Source organism: Kitasatospora sp. NPDC058048 (assembly GCF_042885555.1).
GTDB lineage: Bacteria > Actinomycetota > Actinomycetes > Streptomycetales > Streptomycetaceae > Kitasatospora > Kitasatospora lactacystinica.
The window spans coordinates 51889-68536 of the sequence record NZ_JBHVRT010000015.1 but is presented as its reverse complement, the minus strand read 5'-3'; the positions used below and the strand labels follow the sequence as shown (position 1 = coordinate 68536).

13 protein-coding genes and 1 pseudogene are annotated in these 16648 nt (G+C 74.7%); 9 read left to right on the top strand and 5 right to left on the bottom strand.

The window, feature by feature from the left end; genetic code table 11:
* Window positions 1-7: 7 nt before the first annotated feature.
* Window positions 8-394, bottom strand: a complete 387-nt coding sequence (locus ACFVVA_RS17755; protein ID WP_387690488.1) for a fucose-binding lectin II — start codon at window positions 392-394, stop codon at window positions 8-10.
* 227 nt (window positions 395-621) lie between these two features.
* Between ACFVVA_RS17755 and ACFVVA_RS17750 the strand changes: the two genes are divergently transcribed.
* The 5 genes from ACFVVA_RS17750 (at window position 622) to ACFVVA_RS17730 (ending at window position 6863) form a co-directional block, all read left to right on the top strand.
* Window positions 622-1233, top strand: a complete 612-nt coding sequence (locus tag ACFVVA_RS17750) for a DUF2306 domain-containing protein (RefSeq protein WP_387690487.1) — start codon at window positions 622-624, stop codon at window positions 1231-1233.
* 345 nt (window positions 1234-1578) lie between these two features.
* Complete coding sequence (locus ACFVVA_RS17745) at window positions 1579-1968, top strand: hypothetical protein (RefSeq protein ID WP_387690485.1); 390 nt, start codon at window positions 1579-1581, stop codon at window positions 1966-1968.
* Window positions 1969-2138: 170 nt separating this feature from the next.
* Window positions 2139-2615 carry a carboxymuconolactone decarboxylase family protein gene (locus ACFVVA_RS17740; RefSeq protein WP_387690483.1) on the top strand — a complete coding sequence of 159 codons (477 nt, stop codon included), beginning with the start codon at window positions 2139-2141 and terminating at the stop codon, window positions 2613-2615.
* A 216-nt stretch (window positions 2616-2831) separates the two neighbouring features.
* The gene (locus ACFVVA_RS17735; protein WP_359906629.1) at window positions 2832-3134 is read left to right on the top strand and encodes a trypco2 family protein; all 303 of its coding nucleotides are present in this window, start codon (window positions 2832-2834) and stop codon (window positions 3132-3134) included.
* An 84-nt stretch (window positions 3135-3218) separates the two neighbouring features.
* The gene (locus tag ACFVVA_RS17730) at window positions 3219-6863 is read left to right on the top strand and encodes a trypsin-like peptidase domain-containing protein (RefSeq protein ID WP_387690481.1); all 3645 of its coding nucleotides are present in this window, start codon (window positions 3219-3221) and stop codon (window positions 6861-6863) included.
* Window positions 6864-6927: 64 nt separating this feature from the next.
* Here ACFVVA_RS17730 and ACFVVA_RS17725 read toward each other — a convergent pair whose 3' ends face one another.
* On the bottom strand, window positions 6928-7521 hold the full coding sequence (locus ACFVVA_RS17725) for a histone deacetylase (protein WP_387690479.1): 594 nt from the start codon (window positions 7519-7521) through the stop codon (window positions 6928-6930).
* 547 nt (window positions 7522-8068) lie between these two features.
* Between ACFVVA_RS17725 and ACFVVA_RS17720 the strand changes: the two genes are divergently transcribed.
* From ACFVVA_RS17720 to ACFVVA_RS17710, 3 genes are all read left to right on the top strand, one after another.
* Window positions 8069-12061 carry a Pls/PosA family non-ribosomal peptide synthetase gene (locus tag ACFVVA_RS17720; RefSeq protein ID WP_387690478.1) on the top strand — a complete coding sequence of 1331 codons (3993 nt, stop codon included), beginning with the start codon at window positions 8069-8071 and terminating at the stop codon, window positions 12059-12061.
* Window positions 12062-12274: 213 nt separating this feature from the next.
* Window positions 12275-12442 carry a DUF4287 domain-containing protein gene (locus tag ACFVVA_RS17715; RefSeq protein ID WP_387690732.1) on the top strand — a complete coding sequence of 56 codons (168 nt, stop codon included), beginning with the start codon at window positions 12275-12277 and terminating at the stop codon, window positions 12440-12442.
* A gap of 224 nt (window positions 12443-12666) precedes the next feature.
* Window positions 12667-13173, top strand: a complete 507-nt coding sequence (locus ACFVVA_RS17710) for a hypothetical protein (RefSeq protein WP_387690476.1) — start codon at window positions 12667-12669, stop codon at window positions 13171-13173.
* 37 nt (window positions 13174-13210) lie between these two features.
* On the opposite strand, the gene ACFVVA_RS17705 is transcribed toward ACFVVA_RS17710, so the two are convergent.
* Window positions 13211-13936, bottom strand: a complete 726-nt coding sequence (locus tag ACFVVA_RS17705) for a class I SAM-dependent methyltransferase (protein WP_387690474.1) — start codon at window positions 13934-13936, stop codon at window positions 13211-13213.
* On the opposite strand from ACFVVA_RS17705, the pseudogene ACFVVA_RS17700 reads away from it, so the two are divergent.
* Window positions 13924-14262: pseudogene (locus ACFVVA_RS17700) on the top strand (lasso peptide biosynthesis B2 protein); the annotation flags it as partial. The gene ACFVVA_RS17705 and the pseudogene ACFVVA_RS17700 overlap by 13 nt on opposite strands.
* 213 nt (window positions 14263-14475) lie before the next feature.
* Here ACFVVA_RS17700 and ACFVVA_RS17695 read toward each other — a convergent pair.
* Window positions 14476-15261 carry a MerR family transcriptional regulator gene (locus ACFVVA_RS17695; RefSeq protein ID WP_387690472.1) on the bottom strand — a complete coding sequence of 262 codons (786 nt, stop codon included), beginning with the start codon at window positions 15259-15261 and terminating at the stop codon, window positions 14476-14478.
* Window positions 15262-15265: 4 nt separating this feature from the next.
* The gene (locus tag ACFVVA_RS17690) at window positions 15266-16438 is read right to left on the bottom strand and encodes a serine hydrolase domain-containing protein (RefSeq protein WP_387690470.1); all 1173 of its coding nucleotides are present in this window, start codon (window positions 16436-16438) and stop codon (window positions 15266-15268) included.
* Window positions 16439-16648: the final 210 nt, after the last annotated feature.

Here is a 16648-nt window from a genome sequence, read left to right as displayed (position 1 = left end):
CCTGCGGCTACTTCGAGGTGAACCAGCTGAACTCCAGGACGGTGTCGTTGTAGTCGGCGTCGTCGCCGTTCTCGGCGACGACCACCAGGAGGTTGTAGTTGCCGATCTCGTACGGGCCGCCGGAGTTGAGCTTGCTCGGCCGGAAGACGCCGTCGGCCCCGGCGTACTCGAAGACGGCCTTGAGGCCGGCCTGCCCGGTGACGGTCTCCTGGCCGATGACGGTGTTGCGCTCGCCCGTCCCGCTGAACAGCAGGTCCACGCCGCCGTCCTGGCCGGTGAGCCGCACCTGCTGGACGCTGGACGAGTTGGTCTTGGCCTTGACGGTGACCTGGGTGCCGGCGGGCAGGCTGATCTCGGCCGTGTTGTCCTTGACGTAGACGTAGGCGTCGGACATGGGATTCCTTCGTTCCGGAGGGAGTTCTCGTGGTGATCGCCGCTCACGCTAGCCGCGCCGTGATCGATTCCAAGGAGCTCCGGTCCGGGACAACACCTTCGGGGGAACAACCCGGGCATCAGGTTTCAACTGGGCGAACCAGCACCGGAGATGAGGGTTCTCTGAGGGTGCTTTCTCGGGGACAACCCCGATGCCGGACCCGGCCGTCGGGCCCGAGACTCGGGTGCATGCGCATCACACGGGCCGGCTGGGCCGTCATGACGGTGCTCTCCACCCTCATCGTCGCCGTCTCCGCCAAGTACCTCAGCTTCGATCCGGCGGTCTTCATCGAGCAGCAGCGCGCCACCTACCTGAGTCACGAAGTGCCGCTCTACATCCACATATTCGGCGCGCTCACCGCTCTGCTGGTGGGGCCGTGGCAGTTCTCCCGCCGCCTGCGCGAACGCCGCCCGCGCCTGCACCGCCGCATCGGCGTCACCTACCTGATCGGCTGCCTGGTCGGCGGAGCGGGCGCGCTGCTGATGGCGCCGGTCGCGTTCGGCGGCGCGGTCTCCGGGACCGGCTTCGCCTGCCTGGCCATGGCCTGGCTGGTGACCGGCGGCGCCGGGCTGCGGGCGATCCTCGACGGGCGGGTGGTCGACCACCGCCGCTGGATGGTCCGCAGCTTCGCGCTCACCTTCGCCGCCGTCACCCTGCGGCTCATGCTGACCGTCGCCATGGCCGCGCACCTGGACTTCCGCACCTCCTACACCGCCATCGCCTGGCTGTGCTGGGTGCCCAACCTGCTGCTGGCCTGCTGGTTCACCCGCCGCAGCCCCGTCGCGGGGGCGCCGGCGTGAGCGGTGCCCGGACCCGGGCGCGGACGCGGGCGGTGGGGCTGCGGCCCGGGGTGCGGACGATGCGCAGGGCGCTGCCCGAGTAGCCGACGTTCGGCTTGTCGCCGGCGGCGGCGGAACCGGCCGAGGTGACGGCTGCTCATGTTTCCGCCGAAGGCCCGTCGTTGATCGAACAGGGGAGTGCGGCCCCCCGTTAGCCCGGCCGGGCAGCGGGGTTCCTCCGCCCGGGTAGCGGATGCCTTCCCCGGCGGCGGGCCCGGGTGGTTCGGGTACGGATCGGGGTCGATGCGGGGAACAGTCCGCCGTCGACACAGCCCGACCCCACACCCCACACCCCAGGAGGCCGCCGTGGCCCGCACGAAGCCCCTCGTCCTGACCGCCCTCACCGCCTTCAGCGTCCTGGCCGCGAGTGCCGCCGTCGCCTTCGCCGACGGCAAGCCCGCCGGCAAGCCGAGCGTCGTCGTGCCCCACGACGAGGCCGCCGCCGACCCCGCGCTGCTGTCCGCGCACAACCAGGTCTTCGGCGACTTCGTCGACGTGGCCCCGGGCGGCAACGGGTTCGCCACCGTGACCTGCCCCTCCGGCCAGGTGCCCACCGGCGGCGGCGGCCAGACCAGCGCCTTCCGGATCTTCTTCACCGACTCCTACCCGAGCGGCAGCTCCTGGGTCGTGCGCGGCACCAACACCGGCACCGCGACGGAGTCGATCCTGGCGACCGCCGTCTGCACCATCCCCTGACCTCCGGGGGGAACGGCCCGGGCCCGGCATTCGGGCCCGGGCCGCCGCATGTCCCGCGGGCGGACGGTGTGGCGCAGCTCACGGCGCGCGGGCGGCGCGGGGATGTCACAAAACGGCGGGCTGTCCTGTCTTCAAGGGCAGCAACGGGACCACCGACCGAGGAGCACCCCATGGAAGCCCGCCTGAACCCCTTCGCCAGCCCCGTCATGGGCAAGGTCTTCAAGCACCTGATCGCCGCCAACAGGCCCGTCGCCGAGTCGAGCCTGCCGTACACCGTCCAGGAGCTGGTGCGGCTGCGCGCCAGCCAGATCAACGGCTGCGGCGCCTGCATCGACATGCACTTCAAGGAGGCCGTCCACGCCGGGGAGGACCCGGTGCGCCTCAACCTGGTCGCCGCCTGGCGCGAGGCCACCGTGTTCACCGACGCCGAGCGCGCCGCGCTGGAACTCGCCGAGGAGGGCACCCGGCTCGCGGACGCGGCGGGCGGGGTGAGCGACGAGGTGTGGGCGAATGCCGCCAAGCACTACGACGAGGAGCAGCTCGCCGCGCTGGTCTGCGTGATCGCGATCATCAACGCCTTCAACCGGGCCAATGTGATGCTCCGCCAGCCCGGCGGCGGCTACGAGGTCGGCATGTACCAGCACTGACTTCCTCAACCGGCCTGCCGGGCCGGGCCGGAGGGAAGACCGGGGCCGCTCGACGGTACGGCCGCCGCGAGGGTGCGGCGCCGCGCCGCCGGGCGGCCCCGGCGGCCGTTCAGCGGGCGCCCGGACCGGGCGGGTGCGGGTGGCCTACCATGTCCCACTGATGATCATCTCGTGGCCGCACCCGGTGTACGGGGAGCGGGCCGAAGGGGGACGGGTATGGAGATCGGGCTCGCGGACACCATCCGGGCGCTTCGGCAGGAGCTCGCCACCGCGATGGCCGACGGCGAGGGCTCGCCGGTGCGGCTGCGCGTCAACTCCGTCAAGCTCGACGTCGAGGTCGCCGTCACCGCCTCGGCCGAGGTCGAGGGCGGGGTCAAGTTCTGGGTGGTCTCCGGCGGGGCCAAGGCCGCCGGCGCCAGGACCGCCACGCACACGGTGTCGCTGGAGCTGACGGCCGAGACCGAGCAGGGCGGTGCGGTGCTGACCAACTCCGAGGCCGGGATCCTGCTGCCCGACTGACGCCGGGCGGGGCCCGGCGGACGGCGGTAGCCACCACCGGGGAGGCTTTGCGGAACGGTCCGAACGGCGGGTGGGGGACAGGGCATGCGGCGCGGCCCGAACGGCATGCTGGACAGGGTGGTGATGGTCGCCCGACGGGACCGGACGACCGGTGGGACGCGGTTCCTCGCCTCGGGCTTCCTGCTCGCGAGCGGTCTCGCACTCTCCGTGCGCCACGCCTTCGAGGACTCCGAGCGCTACGCGTACGAGGTCCGTCCGGCGGTGGGATCGGCCGGCGGGAGCGGCAAGCCCGTCGCCGTCGACCTGGTGGTCGGCCACCAGGACCCCTCCCTCGACCTGGCCCTGCTGGTGCTGGCCGAGGACCGCGGCGACCTGCCGCCGATCCGGCTCGGCGTCGCGCCCACCCGGCTCGGCCGCATCGCCTTCACCGCGGTCGGCTTCCCGGACTTCGCCATCGACCGGATGCGGCCGACCACCCGGCAGATCGACGGCGACGTGCTGCTCGGCTCCTTCCTGGGCCGCGCCGACCTGGAACTGTCACTGACCTCCCCACCCCCCGCGACGCCCCCCGCGGCGCCCACCGACCGGCCCGGCCCGGCATCACCGTGGACGGGCTTCTCCGGCGCCGGCGTGTTCACCCGCGACGACGTACTGCTGGGCGTGTGCAGCAGCCACCACACCCGCGGCGGGACCGCGAGCCTGACGGCCACCGGCTTCCAAGGACTGTCCGAGGACCCCAGGTTCGTCCGCTACCTGCGCGCCCACGACGTCGACCCGGACCCGGTCGCGGTGACCGACCGCGAGGGCTCCGCGCAACGCCTGCGGGAGATCCACACCCACGACGAGGTCGTCCGGGGACTGCACGGACGCGAGACCCGCCTCGTGGACGACCGCCTCTCCTTCGTCAGCCCCGGCCCCCTCCACGAGGCCCAACCGCGGAACCTGCTGCGCCGTCTCTCGACACCGGACCCGCGAGGCGTCCTCCTGGTCGGACAGGCCGGCGCGGGAAAGACCCGGACCTGCTTCGAAGTCGCGCGGGCCGCCCATCTCGACGGCTGGCAGGTCCTCCACCTCCAGGCGAACAACTCCGTGACGGTGGACGACCTCTCGCAGGTCGTGCGCGAGGCCGAGCGGCCCCGGGTCCTGCTCGTCCTCGACTCCCTCGACACCTGCGCCCAGCTGGACCCGCGGGCACTCGTCGACGCCCTGCTGCCCGAGGCCAAACGGTGCGGCGTCCACGTCGCGGCGCTCGCCTCGACCCGTCCGGGAGCACGCCACCGGCTCCACCAGCGCGGTGCCGGGCTCCTCTTCGACGAGGTCCTGCTGCGCCAGGACGAGGACCACCGGACCACGGTGATCACCCACATCCTCCGTGAAGTCGCCCCGCAGGCGCTCCAGCGGTGGGGGGAGGAGGAACTCGCCCGGGCCTGCGGGCGCCGTCCGGTCATCGCCCTGCTCATCGCCGACGCCCTCGAACGCCGGATCCGCGCCGGCCACCTCGCCCCGGACCTCGCGCGGGTGCGCCCCGGTGAACTGGTCAGCTGGATCCGGGAGGGAATCCGGCAGGACTCGCTGACCCCCGTCGGCACCGGGGACGCGACCGGCCCGCTGGCCACCGCCCTGCCCGACCTCGCCCACCTGGCCTTCGCCACGGCGGTCAGCATCTGCCCGCAGCCCCGCCCGGCCGTGGAGGAGGCACTCGACGCGCTGCTCGACGCCCACCCCTCCACCGCCGCGGGCGTCATGGGCGGACGGCACGTCACCGACACCCTGGTCTCGCTGGGGTGGATGGACGAGTCCGGGGGCGAACTCCACGTCGTCCACGACATCGTGACGGACGAACTGGTCCTCCACTCCCTCCTGCCGCCACCGGGCTGGAGCATCCACGGCGCATCCGCCGAAACGCTGTTCGACGCCACGTCCCGGCACTCCCGCTCGTTCGCCCTGTTCACCGGCCATCTGCAGCGGCTGGCCTCCGACCTGGACGGGCCGGGAACGGGCCACCGGGCCGGCGCACTGGAGCGCTTCTGCCGGGACTGGGCCACCCGCAACGCCGTCAGGCTGGGAAAGCTGCTGGAGCACGCGGGCCGGGACGGCGAGCAGGCGCTGCTCGCCATGACCCTCGACCCGCCCTGGAAGTCCGCGGCCCTGGAGACCTGGGACGCACTGGTCCGCCCCTGGCTGACCCGGGCCGAACTCGACCACGCCGCACGGCCGTTCCTCTCGGCGGCGCTCGGCGATCCGCAGAACGTGCCGCAGCCGCTGATCTCGGCCTCGCTGTCCTGGCTGTCCCGGCGGGCCGGGCAGACCGACGCCGACCACGTCATCCAGGCGCTCCTGGAACGGGACGACCTCTCCTGCGGCCAGGAGCGGCTGGCCGTGGACCACGCCCTGGAGTGGGTCCGCGGACACGCCGGCTGGCGCTCCGCCCCACTGGTCCTCAAACAGCTGCTCAAGCGGGACCACGACACCCCCACCCGCGGCCGGGTGGTCCAGTGCGCCTTCGACTGGCTGAGCCCGCGCCGCCCGTCCGAGGCGAGCGCCGCCGTCCTGCAGCACCTGCTGACGTACGGGAACCCGGCGGGGGAGCAGCGGGAGGAGGCCGTGCGCCGCACCCTCGCCTGGTTCGCCGACCACCGGGACGCCGCCGGCACACTGCGGGCCGCGTCGCTCCTGCGCACGCTCCTGAGCCACCCCGCGCTGACGGCGCCCGAGGAGCACGCGGCGCTCGAACGGGGCCTCGACTGGCTCGCGGCGCACCACGCCGAGGTCCCCACCGCCGGCGCGGTGCTCCGCGTCGTCCTGGAGCGCCACACGCTCACCCCCGACCGGGCGCGGCGGGTGACCCGCTACGTCGAGGCCTGGAGCAGGCTCCATCCCGCCAGTCCGCACCGCAGCCACGTCCTGCGCGTCCTGCTGGCCAGCGAAGGCACAGGCGCCGGCGAAGGCACCGGCGCGGGCACCGGACTGCTGCACCAGCTGGCCGGCGATCCCGCCGATCCGGCGGCGGCCGTCGCGCTGCAACGACTGCTCGAACGCCCGCTGACTCCCGAGGAGGCCCGCCCCCTCATCTCCCGGGCGTTCCGGTGGCTGGAGCTGAACGAGACCTCCGCCGACCGCCGGCGCGTCCTCCAGGTTCTGCTGTGGCGGAGGGAACTGACCGGAGAGCAGCTGACCGAGGTGGCCGATCTGGTGGTGGCGGAGCTCCGCGCCGGCCCCGCCCAGCCGGCCCTCCTCGGCTCGCTCCTCGGCCGCCGCACCGGACTGCGGCCCGACCAGGCCCGGTTCGGGATCGACCTCGCGATCGACCTGTGCGCCGTCCACACCACCTTCCACTTCCAGCGGCCGTTCCTGTGCCCGCTGCTGAGACGGTCGGACCTGACCCCCGAACAGGCCTCCCGGGCGGTGGCGCTGGGACTGGAGCGGCTCTCGGCGAACTTCAGCAACAAGACCCGGGAGATCCTCTGCGCCCTGCTGGAACGGCGGGACCTCTCCGCGGCCCAGCTGTCCCCGCTCCTGCGGCACACGACGGACTGGCTGGCCAGGCGCGGCTCGACGCCGAGGGCCCCCTTCGTCCTGCTGCACCTGCTGGAGCGCGACGACCTGCCGGCCGGGATCGAGCAGGAGGCTCTCCGCAGGGCCCGGGAGGCACTCCTGGCGTACCCGGACACCCTGCCGGCGGAGCGCCTGCGCGCACGGCTGGCCGGACGCGGCCCGGCCGGGGCCTGAGCGCAGGGGCGCCCCGGCCGGGGCCTGAGTACAGGACACCAGGCCCGGCGGGTCCCGGCGTTGTTCAGCCCAGCACCGCCGCCACCGCGCGCGGCGTCCAGTGCCCGGCCGCGCCCGGGCGGGTGGCGAGGTAGCCGGCCGCGCGCCAGGGGCCCCAGCCGTGGGACTCGGCCAGGCCGGTGGCCAGGGTGCGCAGGTAGGGCGGGGTGGGGGCGTTGAGATCGGCGCCGGCCACGCCCCGGGAGGCGGTGAAGGTCAGCAGCGGGTGGCCGTCCGACTCGCCGACGTGCAGCAGGGTTTCGTAGCGGCCCGGGCCCAGTTCGGCGCGCCCGGCGGCGAGCGCCGGGGCGAGGTCGAGGTCGGTGCCGGGAGGCCGGCGCATCTCCTGGGCGGCGATGTCGCTGAACTGACCGACCGTCACCAGATAGGCGCGGCACGGCACTTCGCCGCCGCCGACCGGGTCGTAGAAGGCCGATCCGCCGCCCCAGGTGAGCGAGTGCCCGGCGAAGTAGAGCGTGCCCGGCAGCACGGTGGCCACCGCCCGGCGCGGCGGACGCGGATCGCGGCAGCCGGGCTGGGCCTGCGCCCCGCCGTCCGGGCGCCCGCCGCGCAGGTAGCAGGCGAGGCGGGCGGCGTGCAGGTTCGAGCCGTACGCCACGTACCAGACGAGCGTGCTCCCGTTCCGGCCGTCGGCGCTTGTCCGCGGCCCCTCGTCCTCGGTGGAATGCCCAGCCGATTCCCAGCCCGAGGAGCCCTTGCCCGGCCCGCTCACAGGACGGAGCCGCGGCGAGGTGCGTGAAAGGATCCCACGCGAAGATGTGAAAACCGTGAACAGTCCGATGATCCGACCAGAACCCCCCGATCCGGTAGCGACCCCCTCGCCACCGGTAGCGTTCCGGACGCCATGGTGTTCATCACCCTTCCCTCTCCCGTCGCGCCGTTCCGGTATTCGGCGATTACTCTTCACCAGCGGAAACGAGCGAAAACCCGCGAAATGTCATTCGATTCATACCGTTGCTGTTCCTGTGCGGCATCGATGATGAGAATTCCCTTTGATCGAACCTTCGCTGCATCCAGCCGACTCCCAGCAGAGTCATGGTGAGTGGGCGCCCTCCGCAGGTGACAACCGGGTCATCCGGCGTCACACCCGTACACCCGTACACCCGTACGCGCCCCCAGGACCCCGGAGCCAAGGAAACCCATCCATGGACGCACGCCACGACACGGCCGGCCCAGGCACGCTGCACCGCCCCCACCAGGGCCCCGCGGCCGGCTGGCCGGTGGCCCAGGCCGCCCACCCCCGCAGCCTGCTCGACATCGTCGCCGCCACCGCCGACGCCCACCCCCACGCGCCCGCGCTCGACACCGGCGACACCGTCCTCGACTACCGCGCCCTGCTCCACGAGGTCGACACCCTCGCCGGGCAACTGGCCGGCCACGGCATCGGCCGCGGCGACCGCGTCGGCATCCGCATCCCCTCCGGCACCGCCGACCTCTACATCGCCGTCCTCGCCGTGCTGCGCTGCGGCGCCGCCTACGTCCCCGTCGACGCCGACGACCCCGACGAGCGCGCCGGGATGATCTGGCAGGACGCCGCCGTCTGCGCCGTCCTCGGCCCCGGCCGCAGCCTCCACCCCGGCGCCGCCGCCCACCCCGGCGCCGCCGCCCACCCCGGCGGCCGCCCCGCCTGGCCCGGGCCCGCCGACGACGCCTGGATCATCTTCACCTCCGGCACCACCGGCCGCCCCAAGGGCGTCGCCGTCACCCACCGCTCCGCCGCCGCCTTCGTCGACGCCGAGGCCCGCCTCTTCCTCACCCACCGGCCGCTCGGCCCCGGCGACCGCGTTCTCGCCGGCCTCTCCGTGGCCTTCGACGCCTCCTGCGAGGAGATGTGGCTGGCCTGGCGCCACGGCGCCTGCCTCGTCCCCGCCCCCCGCGCCCTGGTCAAGGCCGGCACCGACCTCGGCCCCTGGCTCGTGACCCGGCGCATCACCGCCGTCTCCACCGTCCCCACCCTGCTCGCCCTGTGGCCGCAGGAATGCCTGGACGCCGTCCGCCTGATCATCGTCGGCGGCGAGGCCTGCCCCGCCGAACTCGTCGAACGCCTCGCCGTCGACGGCCGCGAGTTCTGGAACACCTACGGCCCCACCGAGACCACCGTCGTCGCCACCGCCGCCCGCCTGCTCCCCGGCGAACCCGTGCGCATCGGCGCCCCCCTCGACGGCTGGGAGATCGCCGTCGTCGACCCGGCCGGAAACCCCGTCCCCTGGCACGCCAGCGGCGAACTGCTCATCACCGGCGTCGGCACCGCCCGCTACCTCGACCCCGCCAAGGACGCCGAGAAGTTCAGCGCCCACCCCGCCCTCGCCTCACCCCGCGTCTACCGCAGCGGCGACCTCGTGCGCAACGACCCCGACGGCCTCGTCTTCCTCGGCCGCGCCGACGACCAGGTCAAACTCGGCGGCCGCCGCATCGAACTCGGCGAGATCGACGCCGCCCTCCAGGCCCTGCCCGGCATCCGCGCCGCCGCCGCGGCCGTCCGCAGGACCCCCGCCGGCGCCGACCTGCTCGTCGGCTACCTCGTCGCCCACCCCGGCACCACCCCCGACCTCACCACCGCCCGCCGCCGGCTCCTGGAACGCCTGCCCGCCCCGCTGGTGCCCGTCCTCGCCCTCGTCGACTCCCTGCCCACCCGCACCTCCGGCAAGGTCGACCGCGGCGCCCTGCCCTGGCCGCTCGCCACCACCGGCACCGCCCCCGCCGCCCAGGCCCTCGACGGCACCGCCGGCCTGCTCGCCGGCCACTGGGAACGCCTGCTCGGCACCACCCCCGGCCCCGACGACGACTTCTTCGCCCTCGGCGGCTCCAGCCTCACCGCCGCCCGCCTCGTCTCCGAACTGCGCACCCGTCACAACGGCGTCTCCGTCGCCGACCTGTACGCCCACCCCGTCCTCGCCGACCTCGCCGCCCACCTCGACACCCTCACCCCCACCACCGCACCCGAGGACACGGCCGCCACCACCGCCGTCCGCGGCCGCACCGTGCGCCGCACCCCCCGCAGCGCCGGCCTCTGGCAGAGCCTCCTGCTCCTCGGCATGTTCTCCCTCGCCGGACTGCGCTGGATCCTCGTCCTGATCGCCCTCGACAACCTCACCGGCAGCGACCTCGCCTGGGCCCCCCACAGCTCCTGGTGGCCCGTCGCCGCCGGCCTGCTCCTCCTCTACAGCGCCCCCGGCCGCACCCTGCTCGCCGCCACCGGCGCCCGCCTGCTCACCGTCGGCATCCGCCCCGGCAGCCACCCCCGCGGCGGCCACGTCCACCTGCGCCTGTGGGCCGCCGAACGCTACACCGCCATGTTCGGCACCGCCGCCCTCGCCGGCACCCCCTGGGCCCCCCGCTACGCCAAGGCCCTCGGCTGCCGCGTCGGCCCCGGCGTCCAACTCCACACCCTGCCCCCCGTCACCGGCCTCGCCCGCCTCGGCGCCCACGCCTGCGTCGAACCCGAAGCCGACCTCGCCGGCTGGTGGCTCGACGGCGACACCCTCCACCTCGGCCGCATCGACATCGGCGAAGGCGCCCGCATCGGCCACCGCGCCACCCTCATGCCCGGCGCCCGCATCGGCGCCCGCGCCGAGATCGCCCCCGGCTCCTGCGTCACCGCCACCACCCCCGTCCCACCCGGCGCACACTGGACCGGCTCCCCGGCCCGCCCCGCCACCGAAGCCCCCGCCGACTGGCCCACCACCCCCGCCCCCGCCCCCCGCCGCTGGAACCTCGCCTACGGCGCCGGCTTCACCGTCCTCGGCCTCGTCCCGATCATCGCCGCCCTGCCCGCCCTGCTCATCGTCTACCCGATGGTCGACACCGACGCCACCCTGGCCGGCGCCCTCCTCCAACTCCTGCCCGCCACCGTCCCCCTCGCCGCCCTCACCATCACCTGCTACGCCACCCTCATAGCGCTCCTCGTCCGCCTCCTGTCCCGCCCGCTGCGCCCCGGCTTCCACCCCGCCACCGGCCGCGTCGCCTTCTGCGCCTGGGCCGTCAGCCGCCTCGCCGACACCGCCCGGCGCACCCTCTTCCCCTTCTACGCCAGCCTCTTCACCCCCGTGTGGCTGCGCCTGCTCGGCGCCCGCGTCGGCCGCCGCGTCGAAGCCTCCACCGTGCTCGCCCTGCCCGGCCTGATGCGGGTCGACGACGGCGCCTTCCTCGCCGACGACACCCTCGTCGCCCCCTACGAACTGCGCGGCGGCTGGCTCCACCTCGGCCCCGCCCACGTCGGACGCCGCTCCTTCGTCGGCAACTCCGGCATCGTCGGCCCCGGCCGCCACCTGCCCGACAACTCCCTCGTCGGCGTACTGTCCGACACCCCCGCCCACGCCCCCGAAGGCTCCTCCTGGCTCGGCCGCCCCGCCTTCGCCCTGCCCCGCGTCGCCGACACCGGCACCGAAGGCCGCACCTACGACCCGCCCCGGCGCCTGATCTGGGCGCGCGCCGGCGTCGAACTGTGCCGGCTGCTGCCCATCGTCCTCGCCGCCCTGCTCGGCGACCTCGTCCTCGCCGTCCTGCAGGAACTGCGCGACGACTACGGGCTCGGCGCCGCCCTCGGCGCCGCCGGACTCGTCCTGATCGCCGCCGCCGTCACCGCCTGCGCCGTCACCACCGCCGCCAAATGGGTGCTCGTCGGACGCTTCCGCGTCGCCGAACACCCCCTGTGGTCCTCCTTCGTATGGCGCAACGAGCTCTACGACACCTTCGTCGAGGAACTCGCCATGCCCTTCGGCGGCCACACCATCACCGGCACCCCCTACCTGAACGTGTGGCTGCGCAGCCTCGGCGCCCGCATCGGACGCGGCGTGTGGTGCGAGACCCACTGGCTGCCCGAGACCGACCTGGTCACCGTCGAGGCCGGCGCCAGCGTCAACCGCGGCACCGTCCTGCAGACCCACCTCTTCCACGACCGGGTGATGCGCCTGGGCCCCGTCCACCTCGCCGCCGGCTCCACCACCGGCCCGCACTCCATCGTGCTGCTCAACTCCTCCCTCGGCGCCGGCACCACCGTCGGCCCGGCCTCCCTCGTCATGCGCGGCGAGAACGTCCCCGGCGGCGGGCACTGGCTCGGCAACCCCGTCGCCGCCTGGAACGCCGACCCCACCCCGCCCGCCGGACGGCGCCGCCGCCGGGCCACCGCCGGGGTGTGACGCGGATCACCCACGCGGGGCGATGAGTTCGCGGTGCGGTCACGGTCCACCCCCGTGACCGCACCGCTTCCCGCCGTGCCCCGCCGAGAGGAACCGCCCATGACCGCCACCCCCGCCGCGAAGACCCCCGCCGCGAAGAAGCCGGCCGCCGCGAAGCCCGCCGTCGAGAAGAAGCCGGCCGCCAAGGGCAACCCCGCCTCCTACTTCCCCGCCATCGAGAAGAAGTACGGCCGCCCGATCGAGGAGTGGAAGGACCTCGTCCGCACCTCCCCGCTCACCAAGCACATGGAACTCGTCGCCTGGCTCAAGACCGAGCACGGCCTCGGCCACGGCCACGCCAACGCCCTCGTCGCCCACACCCTCGCCGAGAAGGCCGCCTGAGCCCGGCCGGCACGTGCGCAAGCGCCGCCGCGCGGGCCCGGGAGACGACCCGTCAGGTCGTACGGGCCTCGCGCCAGGGCCCCGTGACGGCGGGCCCGGAGGATCCGGCCCCCGCCGCCCACCCGCCGCCCGACGACTTGCCAGCCGTCCGGCGCTCCCCGACAGTGGGCGCGGGGAGTCGGCGATCACGCCGCTCAACTCCGCTACCGGGACAGGGGATCGGCATGGCAAGGCAGTTCAGGGAGCCCGCGTTCGGCGCGCTCCACCGCAGTGCTTCCGTCATCGGCGTCCCCGGGCTGCTCTGGCAGCTCGGGCGGCGGTTCGTCCTGGTGTTCAGCCTGGTACTGCTCGTCGGCCTGGTGGTGATGCGGCCGGACAACGCCGTGATCAAGACCGCGATCGTGGTGGCGATCGTCCTGGCGGTCTACGGCCTCGCCTTCGCCTGGCGCTGGGCGGCCGGGCGGCTCGGCATCCGCCAGTGCCGCCTGCACGAGGACGGCGTGGCCGTGACCGACCTCCTCGGCGGCGTCCGGGACGCGGTCGCGTGGCGCGACCTGGCGACGGTCAGGGAGATCAACGCGACGGGCGTCCTGACGTCCTTCCGCCGCTTCGAGTTCCAGCACCGGGCAGGACACCTGGCGATGGCGGTCGTCGTCCCCTCGGTCCACCGCGCCTTCGCCAAGGACCTCATCCACCTCGCCAACCGGAAGATCGGCGCCCAGGGGTCCTGATTCGTAGACCGCCGGAGTTCACGGGAGTTCACGGGGGTCACGGGCGCCGGGCCACGAAGACGAACTCCCGGCCCGGCCGGTCGGGCGCGTCGCGGACCTCCTCCACCACGAAGCCGTGGGCGGCCAGATCCCGCTCGACCTCCTCCCGCTCCCGGAAACGCAGCGTCGAATCCGAGGTCAGCACCTGCCCGTCCGCGGCGAACACGTACGTCCACCGGAACGACACCAGGGGCCAGTGCACCCCGGTCAGGTCGACCCAGCTCTCGACGGAGCCGACTCCCGGGACGTCCGTCACCCGGTGGGAACGCCCACGGGTCCACTCCTGCCAGGCGCGCGCGGCCGGGTCACGGGTCTCGAAGACCAGCCGCCCGCCGGGCCGCAGCGCCCCGAAGGCCCCCCGCAGCGTCCCCTGCCAGTCCCGCGGACCGACGACGGCCTGGGCGACGTTCGCCGTCATCGTCGCCAGATCGACCCGCAGCGGCGGCAGCCGCGTGGCGTCACCGTGGATCCACCGCACCCGCCCGCCGCCCGGCTTGGCCCGCGCGACCTCCACGGACGCCGGCGCGGGATCCACGCCGACCACCTCGACCCCGCGCCCGGCCAGCAGCAGCGCGAACACCCCCGTGCCGCAGCCGATGTCCAGCACCCGGCGCGCCCCGAACTCCCGCACCATTCCCAGGTAGGCGTCGAGATCACCGCGGTCCGGGTCGAGCGGGTCGTAGACCGCGGCCAGCCGCGGGTGCCCGAAGCATGCGTCCACCATGGGCCGAACATAGGCGAAGCCCCGCCCGGCACCCAGCGGGGCGGCACCACTTCGCCCACGGCCGGCCGAAACCGGCCCCGTCCCGCGCCCGCCGGGCCGAGGCCCTCGCCGCCCGACAGGCCGTGGTCGCGCTCAGCATGCGCTGCGCCCGGCCGGGACTGCCTCCAACGCGCCATTGCCGCAGCCCTGTTGTGCCGGATCCGGGCACCTGGCCGACCTGGCGCACGGGCGTGCGCACCGCCCCCTTCCGCGCCCACGCCTGGATCGAGGCCGAGGGCGAACCCGCCGCCGAACCCGCCGAACTCGCCGAACTCGCCCACTTCCAGCGGCTGATCACCGTCGCACCGCAGCCCCGCCCGGGGCACCCGGGACGCCCGGGACGCCAGCCGGGCCCGGCCGAGCGGCGCAGGAAGTCGGCGGGGCCGACTTCTCGTGCGTTCGGGGTGCGGGTTCGCCGTCCGGGTGTCGGGCGCCGCCGGTCGCGCCGGTACGTGGGAAGTCGGGCGGGCCGACTTCCCGTGCGCGCCCGGCCGGGGCCGCTACCGGTGCGGGGCCGGGACGCCGGCGGCGCGCAGCCTGGCCTCGGTGAGGGCGGTCAGCCGGGCCGAGACCGGGGCCTCGTCGTCGCGGTGGCGGTCGATCAGGCGGTACTGGACGGAGGCCCTGGCCCAGGCCCGCAGGCTGTCGGGGTCCCCCAGGAGCGCGGGGTTGGCGAGGCAGCGGTCGGCCATGGCGGCGGCGAGCTCCTCGATCCTCGGATCGTCCGGCGCCCAGGCCTCGGCCTCCTGGCCGCGTCTGGCCAGATCGACGAACTCCGGGTCGTCCAGGCGGTGTTCGAGCTGGGCCAGGAAGCCGTCGAAGCCCTCCGGCACCAGGGCCCGCGCCAGCACCAGGGCCTCGCGCTGCGCCGCCACGTAGTCGGGGCCGAAGCCGAGCCCGGGCATCCGCTCCAGGGCCGCGCAGGCGCGGTCGGGCAGCAGGGCCCGGTCGCCGTCGGCGAGCCGGTGCAGGGTGTCGCGGCGCGCGGTCAGTTCCGCGATCCGCTCGTCCAGCCGCCGCTCCACGTCGGCGAGGGCGGCGGTGAACCGCTCGCCGTCGGCGCCGAGCAGCGGCCCGATCTCCGCCAGCGGCACCCCGGCGGCGGCCAGCGTCCGGACCTGCACCAGCCGCAGCAACTCGCCTGACCCGTACCGCCGGTAGCCGGAGGCGTCGCGCTGCGGCTCGTCGACCAGCCCCTGCCGGTGGTAGTGCCGCACCGTCTTCACCGTGACGCCGACGTACGCCGCCGCCTGCCCGATCGTGACTCCGTCGAATCCGTTCGTCATTCGTTCAGCCTGCCGTACGACCGGATGCCGCGGGGCCGGTCCCGGTGCCGAACACCTCGTCGACGAGCCGCCGCTGGGCGTCCTGGAACGCCGCCGCGATGGACACGTCGGCGTCGTCGACATAGTTCAGCCCGGCGGTGAGGGTCGTGCCGCCGTCCGGCGAGCCGTACATCAGCGCCGCGGAGCCGATGGTGGCGCCGTTGTGGTGGAAGACGGTGCCGCCCTCCCTCTCCTGGGCGAACAGCCCCAGTCCGTAGCCGACCGTCGCCTCCGGCGTGCGCATCTCGGCCAGCAGGCCGGGCGGCAGCAGCCTGCCGCCGAGCAGCGCGGAGACATAGGTGTGCAGGTCCCGGGTGGTGGAGATCATGTCGCCGCCGGCCGCGACCCAGGACGGGTCGTGGCGGGTGACGTCGAGCGTCCGCTCCCGTCCGGCGTCCTCGTAGCGGTAGTAGCTGCGGGCGTGCGGCGCGGGGACCTCCGGCGAGGCGCCCGGCGCCACCGTGCCGGTCAGCCCCAGCGGATCCAGGACCAGCCGCCGCAGCTCCTCGGCGAAGGGGCGGCCGCCGACCCGCTCGACCACCAGCCGGGCCAGCACGTAGTTGGTGTTGGAGTAGCTCCAGCCCGCCCCCGGCGCGAACCGCGCCGGCCGGGACAGCGACAGCCGCACCAGCTCCTCGGGCGGGTACGTGCGGAAGCGGGCGTCCACCCACTCCTTGCCCCGCCACGGGACGCCCGGCACGAACGTCCCGTCCTCGGTCAGCTCGCCGGTGTGGTTGAAGATCCCGCTGGTGTGCTGCAGCAGCATCCGCACCGTGATCCGCCGGTCCAGCCCGAACCCGGGCAGGTGGTCGCCGGCCGGGTCGTCCAGGGCCAGCCGCCCCTCGGCGACCAGCAGGAGCACCGAGGTCGCGACGAAGCTCTTGGTGACGCTGCCGACGCGGAAGTGCCCGTCGGCCGGCGGCCTGCCGTCGCGGCCCAGCTCGCGGGCCCCGGCGCTGCCGACCCACTCGCCGTGCGCGTCGTTCACCCGCACCTGCACCCCGAGGAAGCCGGATGCGGCGATCTCCTCGATCGCCCGCCGCAGCTCCGGGCGGTCCGGACCGTGGCCGAGGTGGTGGCCGAGGTGGTGGCCGAGGTGGTGGCCGACGTGGCGGGTGGAGTGGTGGGTGGTGGACATGCTGCCCCCTCGTATCCGTGGGGCCCGCGTGGTCGTCGTCGGGCCCGATGAGGGGAGCCTGCACCCTGACCCGAGGTCAACCTCAACCGTGATCCGGCTCACAGCCGCAGCGTGGACGGGGGACGGGAGGACGGGGGGCGGGAGGACCCGGGACCGGGGCCGCCGTCGGCACGATCGGGAAGACGGCGGCCCCGGCCCCGGTACGGGTCC

Excerpts from the sequence above, each read along its gene's own strand:
- ACFVVA_RS17755 (WP_387690488.1), bottom strand. The coding sequence starts at position 394 with ATGTCCGACGCCTACGTCTACGTCAAGGACAACACGGCCGAGATCAGC.
- ACFVVA_RS17750 (WP_387690487.1), top strand. The coding sequence starts at position 622 with ATGCGCATCACACGGGCCGGCTGGGCCGTCATGACGGTGCTCTCCACC.
- ACFVVA_RS17740 (WP_387690483.1), top strand. The coding sequence starts at position 2,139 with ATGGAAGCCCGCCTGAACCCCTTCGCCAGCCCCGTCATGGGCAAGGTC.
- ACFVVA_RS17735 (WP_359906629.1), top strand. The coding sequence starts at position 2,832 with ATGGAGATCGGGCTCGCGGACACCATCCGGGCGCTTCGGCAGGAGCTC.
- ACFVVA_RS17730 (WP_387690481.1), top strand. The coding sequence starts at position 3,219 with ATGCGGCGCGGCCCGAACGGCATGCTGGACAGGGTGGTGATGGTCGCC.
- ACFVVA_RS17720 (WP_387690478.1), top strand. The coding sequence starts at position 8,069 with ATGGACGCACGCCACGACACGGCCGGCCCAGGCACGCTGCACCGCCCC.
- ACFVVA_RS17710 (WP_387690476.1), top strand. The coding sequence starts at position 12,667 with ATGGCAAGGCAGTTCAGGGAGCCCGCGTTCGGCGCGCTCCACCGCAGT.
- ACFVVA_RS17705 (WP_387690474.1), bottom strand. The coding sequence starts at position 13,936 with ATGGTGGACGCATGCTTCGGGCACCCGCGGCTGGCCGCGGTCTACGAC.
- ACFVVA_RS17695 (WP_387690472.1), bottom strand. The coding sequence starts at position 15,261 with ATGACGAACGGATTCGACGGAGTCACGATCGGGCAGGCGGCGGCGTAC.
- ACFVVA_RS17690 (WP_387690470.1), bottom strand. The coding sequence starts at position 16,438 with ATGTCCACCACCCACCACTCCACCCGCCACGTCGGCCACCACCTCGGC.